Genomic DNA, 16,132 nt, shown 5'->3' with positions numbered 1-16,132 from the left:
AAGCCTTGAAGAAAGGTGTCTGAGCCACGACTCGACAGTAGCGACCGGGGCAGTCTTTGGCACGCCGGTTGCGCCCGTGCTCGGGGCTGTGGCAGAAGCGGCGCCGAGTGAGCACGAGCGCCCGCTTGCGGACATGTCCTCTAGCGGCGATTGTCAGCCGTCGTGTCTGGGTGCCACGGTGCGAGAGCGACCCGCGCCGGTCGCGCAGATCCGACCCGGAGGCACCGATGCCCTTCCTCTCCGCCCTTCCTCCCACCAGGCTCGAGGGGGACCCCTCCTCCTCCGAGTCTCCGCCGCGACGAGTGCGTCGAGGCGGCAGGCGCGGCCTTCTCGCGTCGACCGCGCTGCTCGCGCTCATCGCCGGCCTCCTCGCTCCTCTCGCGACGGGTGCCGAGCCGATCAACCCCGCTGCGACTGCGAGCGGAGTCGCCGGCTGGGGCAAGAACCTGGACGGGCAGACCGTCGCGCCGGCCGGCCTGACGGACGTGACCGCCGTCTCCGCCGGCCCCGACTGGAGCCTCGCGCTGCGCAGCGACGGCACCGTCGCCGCCTGGGGGTACAACGGCGCGGGACAGACCAGAGTGCCTGCCGGGCTCACGGATGTCACCGCGATCGCCGCCGGCCTCTACCACGGCCTGGCTCTGAAGAGCGACGGCACCGTCACCGCCTGGGGAGACAGCACCTTCGGCCAGGCCACTGTTCCTCCGGGACTCACCGGCGTCACCGCCATCGCGGCCGGTCGCTACTACAGCCTCGCGCTCACGAACGACGGCACCGTCACCGGCTGGGGGAGCAATTCCGCCGGGCAGATCGCCGTTCCCGCGGGGCTCACGGGCGTCACCGCGATATCCGCCGGCAGCGCTCACGCGCTCGCGCTGACGAGCGATGGCACGGTCACAGCCTGGGGCGACGACTCCTCCGGGCAGGCGACGGTTCCCACCGACCTCGCCGGCGTCACCGCCATCGCCGCCGGCAGCTCCCACAGCCTCGCGCTCACCGGCGACGGCACCGTCACCGCCTGGGGTGGCGACTTCTCCGGGCAGAGCACGGTTCCCGCCGGGCTCGCCGGCGTCACCGCCATCGCCGCCGGCGGCTCCGACAGCCTCGCGCTGACCAGCACCGGCACCGTCGTCGCCTGGGGCGACAACCGCTACGGGCAGGCGGTCGTCCCCGACGGAGCCGTCGGCGCCACTGCGATCTCGACGAGCGAATCGCACACTCTCGCCGTGGGACCCCTGCCCGTCCTGACGGCCGATGCGCCGCCGACGACGGCCACGGTCGGCACGAGCGTGGCCTACTCGTTCACCGCGAGCGACGCCGCCGCGACGTTCGAGGTGTCGTCGGGGAGCCTCCCCGACGGCCTGGCCCTCACCTCGGCCGGCGTCCTCTCCGGAACGCCCACCGCCGCCGGGGAGTCGACCTTCACGGTCGCTGCCCGCAACCCCTTCGGCACGACCGAGGGCGCCTCCCACACGATCACCGTCGAGGCGTCGGCGACCCCGCCGACCGTGACCGGTGACGCGGGAACGGGAACGGTCGACACCCCGTACGACTTCACCTACACGGTGACCGGGAGCCCGACCCCCGCTGTCTCCGTGCTGTCGGGCCAGCTGCCTCCGGGTCTCGTCCTCGAGAGCGCAGGCCGTCTCACCGGCACCCCGACCGCCGCGGGCACGTACACCTTCACCGTTCGCGCCTCGAACGCGTCCGGGACCGCCGACGCGACCAGCACTGTCACGATCGCACCGGCGCCCATCGCGCCGGCGCTCTCCGGGTCCGCCGGAGACGGAGTCGTCGGTGCCGCGTACGCCTTCGGCTACTCGGTCGCCGGCAACCCGACGCCCACCGTCTCGGTCACCTCGGGCGCGCTGCCTCCTGGTCTCGCGCTCGGCACCGCTGGCCGCCTCACCGGCACTCCGACCGCGGCGGGCACGTTCGGCTTCACGCTCACGGCCGTGAGCACGGCCGGCACCGCGCAGCTCTCCGATTCGGTCACCATCGCGTCCGCGGACACCGCCCCGGCTCTCTCCGGCGACGCCCCGGGTGGAACGGTCGGGTCCGCGTACGACTTCGCGTACGTCGCCACCGGGGCTCCCGCTCCGACCGTCTCCGTGACCTCGGGCACACTGCCTCCGGGTCTCGCGCTCGACTCCGCCGGGCGCCTCACCGGCACGCCGACCACGGCGGGCGTGTACGCGTACACGCTCTCTGCCGGGAACGCGGCCGGCACCGTGCAGGTCGGCGACTCCGTCACCATCGACTCCGCCACTGTCGCACCGTCGATCTCCGGAGTCGTGGCGGCCGGCATGGTCGGCTCCGCGTACGACTACGCCTACACCGTCACCGGGAGCCCGGCTCCGACCGTCTCGGTGATCTCGGGCACGCTGCCCCCTGGTCTCACCCTGAGCAGCGCCGGACGGCTCTCCGGGACCCCGACCACCGCCGGCACCTACACGTTCACCGCGCGAGCCGAGAACTCGGCCGGGACAGCGCAGGCCAGCAGCACCCTGACCGTCTCGCCGCAGAAGGTCACCGCTAAGGCCGACCTGCGGGTGGATCTCGCTGGGCCGAGCTCAGCGGTGAAGGGGAAGACCGCGACGTACACGCTCACGACGAAGAACGCCGGACCGGCCACTTCGACGACGGTGTACTCGAAGGTGATCCTGCCCTCGAACGTCCAGTTCGTGTCCGCGACGGGGAAGTACACCCGGATCGGGAGCATCGTCGTCTTCCAGCGCTCGAGCCTCGCCGACGGGCAGACCGTCGTCGAGAAGATCACCGTCAAGGCCACGAGCACAGGCAAGGGCACCGCTCTGGCGACCACGTTCTCGGTGAGGACCCCCGATCCGTCGATCCGGAGCAACTCCGACACGGTGAGCACCACGGTCCGCTGACCGACGGCTCGTGACGCGGCGGGCGGCCCTCCGGGGTCGCCCGCCCTCGCGCACCGGGTTCGCGACCCCGCACCTCCCCGGGAACGAGCAGTCCAGTAGGGTGTGCTCGCGCGACCGCCCCGGCGCTCCCGCGCCTGTGTCCGCCGGGGTCCGCAGAGAGTCGAGGAGTGCCGTGAAGGCCATCCGCCGCTTCACCGTCCGCTCCGTCCTGCCGCCCGCGCTCTCGGCGCTCGGTGAGCTCGCGGGCAATCTCCGCTGGGCCTGGCACGAGCCCACCCGGCGGCTGTTCGAGCGGGTCGATCCCGAGCTGTGGAGCCGCGGCGGCGCGGATCCGACCGCGCTCCTCGGAGCCGTGAGCCCCGAGCGCCTGGCCGAGCTGGCCGGCGACCAGGGCTTCATCGACGACGCCTGGCGCCTGCGCGACGAACTCGAGCGCTACCGCACCGAGCCGCGCTGGTACCAGTCGCTGCCGGAGTCGGCACCGCGGTCGATCGCGTACTTCTCGCCCGAGTTCGGCATCGCCGCCGCCCTGCCGCAGTACTCGGGCGGCCTCGGCATCCTCGCCGGCGACCACCTCAAGGCGTCCTCCGACCTCGGCATCCCGCTGACGGGAGTCGGGCTCTTCTACCGCTCCGGCTACTTCTCGCAGGGCATCTCGGCCGACGGCTGGCAGCTCGAGTCGTACCCCTCCCTCGATCCCGACGGCCTGCCGTTGCGCGTCGTGCGTCTGGCCGACGGGTCCGCGGCGCGGATCGTGCTGGCGCTCCCCGACGGCCGCGCCCTGTACGCCCGGGTGTGGCGGGCAGAGGTCGGGCGCGTGACGCTCCTGCTGCTCGACACCGACATCCCCGAGAACGAGGACTCGCTGCGCGGCACGACCGACCGGCTCTACGGGGGCGGCGGTGAGCACCGCCTCCTGCAGGAGCTGCTGCTCGGCATCGGCGGGGTGCGCGCCCTCGAGCTGTGGTCCGAGGTGTCGGGCGCGCCGCTCCCGGAGGTGTTCCACACCAACGAGGGCCATGCCGGCTTCCAGGGGCTCGAGCGCATCTCGGGCCTGATCGGCTCCGGTCTCGACTTCGACCAGGCGCTGCAGGTCGTGCGCGCGAGCACGGTCTTCACGACCCACACCCCGGTGCCCGCCGGCATCGACCGCTTCGATCGCGGGCTCATCGAGCAGTACTTCTCCACCGAGCTGCTGCCGGGCGTGCAGGTCGAGGACGTCCTGGCCCTCGGTGCCGAGGACGGCTCCGGCGGCATGTTCAACATGGCGTTCATGGGGCTCCGGCTCGCCCAGCGCTCCAACGGCGTCTCGAAGCTGCACGGCGAGGTCAGCCGCTCGATGTTCTCGCCGCTCTGGCCGGGGTTCGACACCGCGGAGGTGCCCATCGGCTCGGTCACGAACGGCGTGCACGCGGCGACCTGGACCGATCCCGTGCTCAGCGCGCTGGCCCGCGACCGCCTCGGGACCGAGGACACGACGCGCGCCGACTGGGCGTCCGGGGCTCTGAGCGACGGCGACATCTGGCAGGCGCGGCGCACGATGCGCGAGCAGCTGGTGCGCGACGCCCGCGTCCGGGCCGCGAGGTCGTGGCGCGAGCAGAACCCCGGCGGCCTCACGCCGGCCTGGCTCGACGACCTGCTCGACCCGGACGTGCTGACGATCGGCTTCGCGCGGCGCGTACCCACCTACAAGCGGCTCACGCTGATGCTGCACGACCCCGAGCGGCTGCGCGCTCTGCTCACCCACCCCGAGCACCCGATCCAGATCGTGATCGCGGGCAAGTCGCACCCGGCCGACGAGGAGGGCAAGCGGCTCATCCAGAAGCTCGTGCGCTTCGCCCAGGAGCCCGACGTCCGCCGGCGGATCGTGTTCCTCCCCGACTACGACATCGCGATGGCGCAGCTGCTCTATCCCGGCACCGACGTGTGGCTCAACAACCCGCTCCGCCCGCTCGAGGCGTGCGGCACGTCGGGGATGAAGGCGGCGCTGAACGGGTCGCTCAACCTCTCCATCCTCGACGGCTGGTGGAACGAGTACTTCGACGGCGAGAACGGCTGGGCGATCCCCTCCTCCGACCGCGCCCTCGATCCGGAGGCGCGCGACACCCTCGAGGCCGACGCGCTCTACGAGCTGCTCGAGAGCGAGGTCGCGCCGCGCTTCTACGAGCGCGACCACGACGGGGTCCCGCGCCGCTGGGTGCGCTCGATCCGGCACACGCTGGCGACGCTCTCGCCCGAGCTCTCCGCCGAGCGGATGGTGCGCCAGTACGTCGACGACCTGTACCGCCCCTCGGCGGAGGCCGGTCGTGCCATCGTTGTCGACCACTTCGAGCCGGCGAAGGAGCTGTCGGCGTGGAAGCTGCGGGTGCGCGCGGGCTGGCCCGCCGTCTCCGTCGCCTCGGTCGAATCGGGCGGTATCGACGCAGTCCCGCAGCGCGGCGACCGGCTCGCGGTGCGTGCGGGAGTGCTCCTCGGTGATCTCAGGCCCGAGGACGTCACCGTGCAGGTCGTCTACGGCACGACAGCCGCTGACGGCTCGCTGACCGACGTGCAGCTGCAGGAGCTCGAGGTCGCGGAGTCGCTCGCCGCCGTCGTGCCCGCCGACGCGGTCGGCCGGGTGCCGTACGCGGGCACGGTCACCCTCGACCGCAGCGGCTCGTTCGGCTACACGGTGCGAGTGGTGCCGCAGCACCCGCTCCTCGCGCGCTCGGCCGAGCTCGGCCTGGTCGCCGCCGCCGGCTGAGCTCCTCCGCGACCCTCCCCCTCCTCGGTGCGCCGTGCCGGCCCCGGGGAGTGGGACCCGCGGAGAGCGTCAGCGCGCGATGTCGGCGAGGATCGCGCCGGTCGCCGCGACGAGATCCGCGGGGGACAGCTCGATGTCGAAGCCGCGGCGACCGCCCGAGACGAGGACGGTGTCGAAGAGCTCGGCCGTCTCGTCGAGCACCGTCCGGTGCCGCGTCTTCTGGCCCACGGGTGAGATGCCGCCGAGAACGTACCCGGTCCGTCGCTGCGCCAGGGCGGGGTCGGCCATCGCCGCGCGCTTGCCGCCGACCGCCGAGGCGAGCTCCTTCAGCCCGAGCGAGCCGGTGACCGGGACGATCCCGACGACCAGCTCGCCGTCGACGTCGACCAGCAGGGTCTTGAAGACCCGCTCCGGTTCGACGCCGAGCGCCTCCGCCGCCTCGCCTCCGTAGCTCGCGGCGCCGGGGTCGTGCCGGTACTCGCGCGCGACGAACTCGATGCCGGCGGCTGCCAGCGCGACAGTCGCGGGTGTGCCCGGACCCTGCCGAGCCGCCGTCACGAGCCGCCCGCGATCTCGGCGGTCGTCGCCTCCCCGTGCGCGGCGAACAGCTGCATCGACGTGCCGGCGACGCGGATGACCTGCCCGGGCTCGAACGCTTCTCCGTGCCCGAGCGGCTCGGGTTCGTCGCTGTTCCAGAGCCGGGTGTAGCCGGTGACCCCGTCGCTCTCGGCCAGCACGACGCTCGCCTCGTGCTCGACGCCATGCACGACCAGCAGGATCCGGTCGAACTCCTCGGACTCCGGCGTCGAGGAGGCCAGGTACTGCAGCGTGCGGTTCTCGGCCGAGGTCCAGTCGTGATCCGACATGCCGTGCCCGTGGGCGTCGAACCAGCGCATGCTGCTCGCTCCCGGAGTGACCTCGCCACCGCGCCCGTAGCGGGTCGGCCGGAGCGCCGGATGCTCACGACGCAGGCGGAGCAGCGTGCGGGTGTGCTCGCGGAGCTGCTCCTGCCAGTCACTGAGGCTCTCCCAGCGCAGCCAGGTGAGATCCGAGTCCTGGCAGTAGGCGTTGTTGTTGCCGCGCTGGCTGCGGCCGAACTCGTCCCCAGCGGTGATCATCGGCACGCCCGCCGACAGCAGGAGCGTGCCGAGCAGATTGCGCATCGCCTTGCGCCGCACGAGGTTCACGCCCACATCGGCCGACGGCCCTTCGAAGCCGTGGTTGAAGGAGCGGTTGTTGTCGCCTCCGTCGCGGTTCGACTCCCCGTTGCCGATGTTGTGCTTGACGTTGTACGAGACGAGGTCCGAGAGGGTGAAACCGTCGTGCGCGGTGACGAAGTTCACCGAGGCGAGCGGGCCGCGCTCGGCCGAGAACGTGTTCGACGAGCCGGACAGGCGCGTCGCGAACCCGCCGATCCCGACCGGAGCCGTCCCGGCCCGGCGGGAGTAGTCGATGTCCGAGAGCCAGAAGTTGCGCGCCCGGTCGCGGTAGCGGTCGTTCCACTCCGACCAGCCCGAGGGGAAGTTGCCGGTCTGCCAGCCGCCCATGCCGACGTCCCACGGCTCGGCGATCATCTTCACGCCGGCCAGAGCGGGATCCTCCACCGCCGCCGTCAACAGGGGGTGGTCGGTCCGGAAGTGCGCGTTCCCGTCGCGCCCGAGCGTCGCGGCGAGGTCGAGGCGGAACCCGTCGATCCCGACCTCGTTCGACCAGTAGCGGAGGGAGTCGAGCACGAGGCGCTGGGCGACGGGGTTGCCGAAGTCGATCGTGTTGCCGCAGCCGGTGACATCGATGTAGTGGCCCTCCTCGGTCTGGCGGTAGTAGCTGCGGTCGTCGATGCCTCGCAGGCTCGAGCGCGGCCCGTTCGGCCCCTCCTCGGCGGTGTGGTTGTAGACGACATCGAGGATCACCTCGAGACCCGCCTCGTGCAGCAGCTTGACCATGCCCTTGAACTCGCGGAGCACCGCGGTCGGCCCGCCGCGCTGAGCGGCCGACGAGGCGTAGGCCGCGTGCGGGCTGAAGAAGTTGAGCGTGTTGTAGCCCCAGTAGTTGGTGAGGCCCTGGCGCAGGAGCCGCTGCTCCGACACGAAGGCGTGCACCGGCAGCAGCTCGACGGCCGTGACCCCGAGGTCGAGGAGGGCGGCGACCGTCGACTCGTGCGCGAGCCCCGCGTACGTGCCGCGCAGCTCGACGGGCAGGGCCGGGTTCAGCTTGGTGAGGCCCTTCACATGCGCCTCGTAGATCACCGTGCGGTCGAGCGGGGTCCGCGGCTTCTCGGAGGCGCCCCAGTCGAAGGAGTCGTCGACCACCACCGAGCGCCACTCGTTCTCGGCGACGCGGTGCAGCCCGCGCGAGTAGGGCTCGAGGAGCGCCGTCCGCGGGTCGAAGCGCAGCTCCGACGGACCGTCGACACGGACGGCGTAGCGGCGTCCGGGAGTCAGCAGCGGTGACCGTGCCGACCAGACGCACTCGTCGTCGCACTCGAGAGGCACTGTCCGGGTGACCCAGGCCGGGTCCTTCTCGTCGTAGAGCAGCAGGTCGACGGCGCTCGCATGGGCCGACCAGATCCGCAGTTCGCCGCCCTCCGCGTCCACGGTGACTCCGAGTCGGGACAAGGGGTCGGATGAGTTCATGCGACTTACAGTAGTGAGGGGCGAAGGTCACCTCCGCGCCCCGGACGTGGGACGAAGGGCTGCCGTGATCTATCTCGACCACGCGGCGACGACCCCGCTCCGGGCCGTCGCGCTCGCCGCTTTCGCGGACGCGTCCGCGCATCCCGGCAATCCCTCCTCCGTCCACGGCTCGGGTCAGGAGGCGCGCCGCCGCCTCGAGGACGCCCGCGCCGCCATCGCCGCAGCCCTCGGCTGCGAGCCGATCGAGGTCGTCCTGACCGCGGGCGGCACCGAGGCGATCAACCTCGCCCTCAAGGGGCTCTACTGGCAGCGGGTCGCCGAGGATCCCGCGCGCACCCGCATCCTCGTGCCGGGCGGCGAGCACCACGCGACGATCGACAGCGTCGAGTGGCTGGCCTCGCACGAGGGGGCGCAGGTCGAGTGGCTGCCGCTCGACGACGAGGGCACGCTGCGACCGGAGGCGCTCGCCGCGGCGATCGCGCGCGACTCCGCCTCCGTCGCGCTCGTCTCCGCCCTCTGGGTGAACAACGAGATCGGCACCGTCGCGCCGGTCGCGGAGCTCGCGGCCGTCTGCGCGCGTGCGCGCGTGCCCCTGCATCTCGACGCGGTCGCCGCACTCGGGCACGTGCCGCTCGAGATCGGCGCCGTCCGTCGGGCGTCGTCCTCGCGCGGAGGCGCCGGGCTCGTCGCCGTCAGCGTCTCGGGTCACAAGGTGGGCGGCCCGATCGCGACGGGGGCGCTGGTCCTGGCGCGCGACGCGAAGGTCGTCCCGGTCCTGCACGGCGGGGGACAGCAGCGGAGCGTCCGCTCGGGCACCCAGGACGTCCCGGGTGCGGCCGCGTTCGCAGCGGCGGTCACCGAGGCGGTGGCGGAGACACCGGAGGAGACTCCCCGGCTCGCCGCGCTGCGCGACCGGCTCGTCGCGGGCGTCCTGGAAGCAGTGCCCGGTGCAACGCTTACCGGGCCGGCCGTCGACTCCGGCCGTCGCGTCGCGAACAACGCGCACCTCGCCTTCCCGGGGGCGCAGGGCGACTCGCTCCTCTTCCTCCTCGACATGGCGGGGTTCTCGGTCTCGACCGGATCGGCGTGCACCGCGGGCATCCCCGAGCCCTCGCACGTCGTCCTCGCGCTCGGCCGGAGCGAGGACGAGGCGCGAGGCGTGCTGCGGATGACCCTCGGGCGCACCACGACCGAGGCCGAGGTCGACGCGTTCGTCGCCGCCGTGCCCGAGGCCTATTCCCGCGCCGCGCGGGCCGGGCTCTCGAACCGGGCGGTCTGAGCGCTCCTCCTGCGCGGGCAGGGGGCTGGGCGCCTCCGCAGACCGCTCGTAGACTCGAGCGGTGAAGGTTCTGGCAGCGATGAGCGGTGGTGTCGACTCGGCGGTGGCCGCGGCGCGGGCGGTGGAGGCGGGCCACGACGTGGTCGGCGTCCATCTGGCCCTCAGCCGCATGCCCGGAACGCTGCGCACGGGGAGCCGCGGATGCTGCACCATCGAGGACTCGATGGACGCGCAGCGGGCTGCGAACGTGCTCGGCATCCCCTACTACGTTTGGGACTTCTCGGAGCGGTTCAAGCTCGACGTCGTCGACGACTTCGTCGCGGAGTACGCGGCGGGGCGCACCCCCAACCCGTGCATGCGCTGCAACGAGCGGATCAAGTTCGCCGCGCTGCTCGAGAAGGCTCTCGATCTCGGTTTCGACGCCGTGTGCACGGGCCACTACGCCTCCCTCGAGACGGGGCCCGACGGCGCCCCCGAGCTGCACCGGGCGAGCGACGAGGCGAAGGACCAGTCCTATGTGCTGGGTGTTCTCACCGCGCAGCAGCTGGCGCACTCGATGTTCCCGCTCGGCTCCACGCCCTCGAAGGCGATCGTGCGGGCCGAGGCGGCGCGCCGGGGCCTGAGCGTCGCCAGCAAGCCGGACAGCTACGACATCTGCTTCATCCCCGACGGCGACACCCGCGGCTGGCTCTCCGAGCGGGTGGATCCGGAGGCGGGATCGATCGTCGACCGCGAGGGTGCGGTCGTCGGCGCGCACGAGGGCGCCCACGGGTACACCGTCGGCCAGCGCCGCGGCCTTCACCTCGGCGTCCCGGCGCCGGACGGCCGGCCCCGCTTCGTCCTCGAGGTGCGACCGAAGACGAACGAGGTCGTGGTGGGCCCGCGCGAGGCGCTGCGGATCGGCGAGATCGCCGGATCCCGCTTCACCTGGGCGGGAGCGGCGCCGCTCGAGCCGACCACTCCGTTCCGCTGCGACGTGCAGATCCGGGCCCACGCCGATCCGGTGCCGGCGACGGCCGTGGTGTCGGAGGTCGATGGCAGTGTGGAGCTCGTGATCATCCCCGACTCGCCGCTCGACGGCGTCGCCCCCGGCCAGACGGCCGTCGTCTACCTCGGCACCCGCGTGCTGGGGCAGTGCACGATCGACCGCACGGTCGCGGCCGACGCCGTCGCGGGGGCCCTCCGATGAGCGGGCAGGTCGTCGATCCGGCCGAGCGCGTCGACGAGCTCCGCGCGCGGATCCGCTCCGCGAGCGAGGACTACTACGCCGCCGACGCCTCGCCGCTCGCCGACGCCGAGTACGACGCGCTGGTGCGCGAGCTCGCCGAGCTCGAGGCGGCGCACCCCGAGCTGGCCACCGACGATTCGCCCACGCAGACGGTCGGCGGCATCGTCGGAGCCGGCCTCGCTCCGATCGACCACGCCGAGCGGATGCTCTCGCTCGACAACGTGTTCTCGGCCGACGAGCTGCGCGAGTGGTGCGAGAAGACGGTCGCCTCGGCCGCACGACCGATCCGCTGGCTGACCGAGCTGAAGATCGACGGGCTGGCCATCTCCCTCCACTACGAGAACGGCCACCTCGTCACGGCGGCGACCCGAGGAGACGGGCGCACGGGTGAGGACGTCACTGTCAACGCGCTGCGTCTCGCCGGCATCCCGCTCGACCTCGCCGGCTCGGGGCACCCCGCTCTGGTCGAGGTCAGGGGAGAGGTCTTCATCCCCGTCGCGGCGTTCGAGTCGCTCAACCGTCTGCAGGAGACACTGCGCGACGACGCCGTCGAAGAGGCCCGCGCACGCTGGTCGGCGCGCCCCGCGGGCAAGCCCTTCGACGAGGAGCGGGCGCGCGAGAGCGCACTGCGGCGCTTCCCGACCTTCGCCAACCCGCGCAACGCCGCGAGCGGCGGCCTCCGCCAGCAGCTCGACAAGAAGTCCGGGCTCGACCTGCGGGCGGGCGAGGCGCGCGTCTCCTCGCTCGCCCTCTACGTGCACGGCATCGGCGCCTGGCCCGATCCTCCCGTCGCGGCCCAGTCCGAGATCTACGGTCTGCTCGAGGGCTGGGGGCTGCCGGTCAGCGCGCACAATCGCGTCTCCGAGTCGGTCGACGAGGTCCTGGCGTTCGTGGAGCGCTACGGTCGCGAGCGCCACTCGGTCGAGCACGAGATCGACGGAGTCGTCGTCAAGGTCGACGAGCTCGAGCTGCACGACGAGCTCGGGGCCACCAGCCGCGCTCCGCGCTGGGCCATCGCCTACAAGTACCCGCCCGAAGAAGTGCACACCAAGCTCCTCGACATCGTCGTGAGCGTCGGACGCACCGGCCGTGCCACCCCCTTCGCGCAGATGGAGAAGGTCAAGGTCGCCGGCTCGGAGGTGCGTCAGGCCACCCTGCACAACGCCGACGTCGTCAAGGCGAAGGGCGTGCTCATCGGCGACACTGTCGTGCTGCGCAAGGCCGGCGACGTCATCCCCGAGGTTCTCGGCCCCGTCGTCGAGCTGCGCGACGGCACCGAGCGCGAGTTCGTCATGCCGACGCAGTGCCCCGAGTGCGGCACCACGCTCGCGCCCTCCAAGGAGGGCGACGTCGATCTGCGCTGCCCCAACTCGGAGTCGTGCCCCGCCCAGGTCCGCGGCCGCGTCGAGCACATCGGCAGCCGTGGCGCCCTCGACATCGAGGCGCTCGGCGAGGTCAGCGCCGCGGCGCTCACCCAGCCGCTCGTCCCCTCCGACCCGCCGCTGCGCACCGAGGCGGGTCTCTTCGAGCTCACGCTCGCCGACCTGTTCCCCATCGAGGTCGTCGTCCGCGACTCCGAGACCGGGCTGCAGAAGCTCGACGCGTCGGGCGATCCGAAGGTCGTGACGCCGTTCAAGCGCAAGCGGCAGACCTCCAAGGACGGGGCCTTCGATCCCGACGCCCCGGAGTTCGCCGGTGATGCCTCCTCCGTGCCGTCGACGAACGCCGCGCGCCTCATCGAGAACATCGACCGCGCAAAGACCAAGGAGCTCTGGCGCCTGCTGGTGTCGCTGAGCATCCGGCACGTCGGCCCGGTCGCGGCGCGCGCTCTCGCCGGTTACTTCGGCTCGCTCGACGCGATCCGCGCGGCGAGCCGCGACGAGCTGGCCGCCGTCGACGGCGTCGGCGGCATCATCGCCGACGCGCTCCTCGACTGGTTCACCGTCGACTGGCACGTCGAGATCGTCGACCGCTGGGCGGCCGCGGGCGTGCGATTCGCAACTCCCGGCCACCCCGGGCCAGGAGCGGCCGACGCGGCCGGTGGCGTGCTCGCGGGTCTCACCGTCGTCGCGACGGGCTCTCTCGAGGGCTACTCGCGCGAGGGAGCCCTCGAGGCGATCATGCAGGCCGGAGGCAAGGCCGGCTCGAGCGTCTCGAAGAAGACCCACTACGTCGCGGCCGGCCCCGGCGCGGGCAGCAAGCTCGGCAAGGCGGAGCAGCTCGGCGTCCGCATCATCGACGCGGCCCAGTTCCACCTGCTCGTGACGCAGGGGCCGGAGGCGATCGCGCTGCCCGAGGAGGCGGCCGACGAGGCCGGGAACGACTCGGCCCCCACCTCGGACGCCCCGGAGAGCGCTGCAGCCGAGGGGGCGACCGACGGCGATGCCTGACGGCGACGGCGGAGCGCGCCGCGCCTTCCTCCGCCGATCGTTCGGTGAGGCCGCCGCGGTGGCCCTCGACGCCGTGGCCCGAGTTGGGCCGCAGCCGCCCCGTGAGAAGGCGGCCGCAGCCTCGCTCGCCGCGATCGACCACCTCGTGGTGCTGTCGTTCGCCGGTCGCGACCGCGTGCAGGTCTTCGGCGGACTCGACGGCGATCCGGGAGCCGAGTTCTCGGGCGGTACCGACGAGGTGATGACAGCACCGGCCCTCGGCGCGGAGGCGCTCGGCGAGCGCTTCGCGCCGGAGATGCTGCCGGTGCACACCCTGCTCGCGCACTCCTTCGCTCGCGCTGATCGCTGGTCGAGCGACGGGCGCGATCCGCTGGCGATCCTCCTCCGTGCCGCGCGCGACACGTCGACGCCCTGGGCGCTCGTCGTCGACGGACGGCAGGGTGTCTCGACCACTCTTCTCGTCGATCCCGGAGGGTGGCCACCGGGGGTGGTCGCGGACGCCGCCGGCTCCCTCCTCACCGTCGCCGACCTGCAGAGGAGGGCCGCGACAGGGGGGCTTCCGCCCGTCGTCCTCATCGAGCCGCGCTCACTGATCGATCCCGCCGACTTCGCCTCGGCACGGGAACTCGGCGAGCCGCGGTCCGCCGACGCCCGTCGCGCGGAGCAGCTGCTGCACGAGGTGTACGACGCCGCCCGGAGCCTCGAGCGCGCGGGGCGGCGGGTCCTCCTGCTCGTCACGGCGCGAGGCGAGGGCGCCGAGGTCCCCGCCCTCCTGGTCGCCTCCGGGGCGGGAGCCGGAGCGAGGATCGACGCACGGCTCGACGCAGCGACGCCGGCGCTCCTCCTGCGAGCGCGCTGGGATGCCGACCGGCGCGCTCTCGCCGACGAGGGTGTCCTCGCTCTCGTGGAGGCGGCCTCGGGGCCGCAGCGCCCGCTCTCGCGCTGGCCGCGGACCGCGCCCGCGTTCGCTCCGACGCGTCCGGAGGCCGCGGTGCCACCGAGGCTGACCGCGGCCCTCCGCCGCTCCGGGCTCGCCGACAGCCCCGGTGAGACAGCCGATCACGCCCTCGTCCGCCTCCGAGCAGGGGCGCCGTGGGCGTCGATACACTCCGACGAGGCAGCGATCCGCGACGCGCGGGGAGGGCGGGAGCGATGAGCACCGAGCACGACGACTCCGGCGAGGCGCAGTCGACGGGCGCGCCGCGCTCGCGCTCGCGCCGTCGCTTCCTCGCGGGCAGCGCCGTCGCGGGCGGAGTCGCGGCCGCGGGCGTCGCCGGCGGCACCATCGGAGCGGCCGTCGCTTCGAGCCGCGCTCGCGAGGAGGACGCGCTTCTGCCGGCGCGGGACGAGCCGGGCTTCGACCACGTCGTCGTGGTCATGTTCGAGAACCGCTCGTTCGACAACATCCTCGGTCAGCTGTACGCCGATGGCTCGCTGCCCGCCGGCGAGACCTTCGAGGGTCTGCAGGCGGGCGAGCACTCGAATACGAGCGCCACGGGAGACACCGTCGCCACCCACGTCTACGAGGGCGCGACCGACACCGTCATGCGCCAGCCCGATCCCGACCCTGGGGAGGAGTACCCGCACGTCAACACCCAGCTCTTCGGGACGATCGACCCGCCCTCGAATGCGGGGAGGACGGTGGGCGAGATGGCCGCGCCGTACAACGCGCCCGCCGACGCCTCGGCACCCACGATGAGCGGCTTCCTCGAGGACTACATCCAGAACCTCCGCGCGATGAAGAAGGGCCAGGAGCCCTCCGCCGAGGAGTACCGGACGATCATGGGCGGCTTCTCGCCCGAGATGCTGCCCGTCTTCTCGACCCTGGCACGCGAGTTCGCCGTCTTCGACCACTGGTTCGCCGCCGTCCCGTCGCAGACGTTCTGCAACCGCTCGTTCTTCCACGCCTCGACCTCGCACGGATTCGTCACCAACAAGCACGGCGGCGGCTACGAGAAGTGGCTGGCCGACGACCTCTCGGACGCGCCGACCGTCTTCAACCGGCTCGAGGAGGCGGGGAAGACCTGGCGGGTCTACTTCGACGCTCTGCAGGTCGTCTCGTACACGGGCTTCCTGCACGCGCCCGTCCTCGAGAAGTACTGGAAGACCAACTTCGCGACGATGGAGCAGTTCTCCGCCGACGCAGAGAACGGCGACCTGCCCGACTACGCCTTCATCGAGCCCCGGCTGGTCTTCGACCACAACGACATGCATCCGCCGACGGGGTCCTTCCACGAGGACGAGCTCGACGGGCAGCCGCTCTACGACAGCGCGCTCTCCGACGTCCGCGCCGGCGAGCTGCTGCTGCACGGGGTGTACTCGGCGATCCGCGAGAGCGCGAGCCCGAGCGGATCGAACGCGATCAACACCCTGCTGCTGGTGACGTTCGATGAGCACGGCGGTCTCTACGACCACGTGCCGCCGCCCGCCGCGACGCCTCCCGGCGACGGCAGGGACGGCGAGATGGGGTTCGCCTTCGACCGCCTCGGCTGCCGGGTCCCCGCGATCGCGATCTCGGCGTACACCGGTGCCGGCACGATCGTGCACGACGAGATGCACCACGGCGCCCTGATCCGCACCCTCAGCCGCCTGCACGGGCTCGAGCCGCTCACCGACCGCGACGCCTCGGCGCCCGACCTCTTCGGGATCGTCACCGAGCAGACTCCGCGCCAGATCGGCGACTGGCCGACCACCGTGCCCCAGTACCTGCCCCCGAACCCGGAGGCGACGCCTCCGCATCCCGCCAACGCCAACCGCGACAAGCCGCTCAGCCCGCCGGCCCTCGGCCTGATGGGCCTGCTCCTCGCCCGCTACGGCGAGCCGGGAGAGGACCTCCCGACCACCTACGAGGGCGCCTACAACGCCCTGCTGAAGCACGGCTCGAGCCTGTTCGGCGGCGGAGCGGGCGCCGCGTCCACCTCGCCGACGCCCGCCTCCTGAGCACGCCGCCCGAGGCAGAGGGAGG

At 72.7% G+C, this 16,132-nt stretch carries 9 protein-coding genes; 7 read left to right on the top strand and 2 right to left on the bottom strand.

Annotated features, from left to right (window positions below; all coding sequences use genetic code 11):
- Positions 1-227: 227 nt before the first annotated feature.
- Complete coding sequence (locus tag ASG06_RS20035) at positions 228-2,894, top strand: putative Ig domain-containing protein (RefSeq protein ID WP_156466002.1); 2,667 nt, start codon at positions 228-230, stop codon at positions 2,892-2,894.
- 172 nt (positions 2,895-3,066) lie between these two features.
- Positions 3,067-5,637 carry an alpha-glucan family phosphorylase gene (gene glgP, locus ASG06_RS15155; protein ID WP_056044046.1) on the top strand — a complete coding sequence of 857 codons (2,571 nt, stop codon included), beginning with the start codon at positions 3,067-3,069 and terminating at the stop codon, positions 5,635-5,637.
- A 69-nt stretch (positions 5,638-5,706) separates the two neighbouring features.
- On the opposite strand, the gene ybaK is transcribed toward glgP, so the two are convergent.
- Both ybaK and glgX read right to left on the bottom strand, forming a co-directional pair.
- Positions 5,707-6,195 (bottom strand): Cys-tRNA(Pro) deacylase, encoded by a 489-nt coding sequence (gene ybaK / locus ASG06_RS15150; RefSeq protein WP_056044043.1) that lies wholly within the window; start codon positions 6,193-6,195, stop codon positions 5,707-5,709.
- Positions 6,192-8,270, bottom strand: a complete 2,079-nt coding sequence (glgX, locus tag ASG06_RS15145; protein WP_056044040.1) for a glycogen debranching protein GlgX — start codon at positions 8,268-8,270, stop codon at positions 6,192-6,194. The genes ybaK and glgX overlap by 4 nt, the downstream gene beginning before the upstream one ends.
- Positions 8,271-8,334: 64 nt before the next feature.
- Between glgX and ASG06_RS15140 the strand changes: the two genes are divergently transcribed.
- The 5 genes from ASG06_RS15140 to ASG06_RS15120 all read left to right on the top strand — a co-directional run bounded on the left by ASG06_RS15140 (position 8,335) and on the right by ASG06_RS15120 (position 16,107).
- Positions 8,335-9,549 (top strand): cysteine desulfurase family protein, encoded by a 1,215-nt coding sequence (locus tag ASG06_RS15140; RefSeq protein ID WP_056044037.1) that lies wholly within the window; start codon positions 8,335-8,337, stop codon positions 9,547-9,549.
- Positions 9,550-9,610: 61 nt separating this feature from the next.
- Complete coding sequence (gene mnmA / locus ASG06_RS15135; RefSeq protein ID WP_197409433.1) at positions 9,611-10,738, top strand: tRNA 2-thiouridine(34) synthase MnmA; 1,128 nt, start codon at positions 9,611-9,613, stop codon at positions 10,736-10,738.
- On the top strand, positions 10,735-13,167 hold the full coding sequence (ligA, locus tag ASG06_RS15130; RefSeq protein WP_082499280.1) for an NAD-dependent DNA ligase LigA: 2,433 nt from the start codon (positions 10,735-10,737) through the stop codon (positions 13,165-13,167). Before mnmA ends, ligA begins: the two co-directional genes overlap by 4 nt.
- Positions 13,160-14,323 (top strand): hypothetical protein, encoded by a 1,164-nt coding sequence (locus ASG06_RS15125; protein ID WP_056044030.1) that lies wholly within the window; start codon positions 13,160-13,162, stop codon positions 14,321-14,323. The genes ligA and ASG06_RS15125 overlap by 8 nt, the downstream gene beginning before the upstream one ends.
- A complete protein-coding gene (locus ASG06_RS15120; protein ID WP_056044027.1) occupies positions 14,320-16,107 on the top strand; it encodes an alkaline phosphatase family protein in 1,788 nt (595 codons plus the stop codon). Before ASG06_RS15125 ends, ASG06_RS15120 begins: the two co-directional genes overlap by 4 nt.
- The last annotated feature ends 25 nt before the right edge of the window (positions 16,108-16,132 follow it).

Source organism: Rathayibacter sp. Leaf185 (genome assembly GCF_001423885.1).
Lineage (GTDB): Bacteria > Actinomycetota > Actinomycetes > Actinomycetales > Microbacteriaceae > Rathayibacter.
The sequence above is the reverse complement of the archived record's forward strand: the minus strand, read 5'-3'. Positions and strand labels throughout refer to the sequence as shown.

Coding starts and splice junctions, on each gene's coding strand:
- ASG06_RS20035 (WP_156466002.1), top strand. CDS start 228: ATGCCCTTCCTCTCCGCCCTTCCTCCCACCAGGCTCGAGGGGGACCCC.
- glgX (WP_056044040.1), bottom strand. CDS start 8,270: ATGAACTCATCCGACCCCTTGTCCCGACTCGGAGTCACCGTGGACGCG.
- ligA (WP_082499280.1), top strand. CDS start 10,735: ATGAGCGGGCAGGTCGTCGATCCGGCCGAGCGCGTCGACGAGCTCCGC.
- ASG06_RS15125 (WP_056044030.1), top strand. CDS start 13,160: ATGCCTGACGGCGACGGCGGAGCGCGCCGCGCCTTCCTCCGCCGATCG.
- ASG06_RS15120 (WP_056044027.1), top strand. CDS start 14,320: ATGAGCACCGAGCACGACGACTCCGGCGAGGCGCAGTCGACGGGCGCG.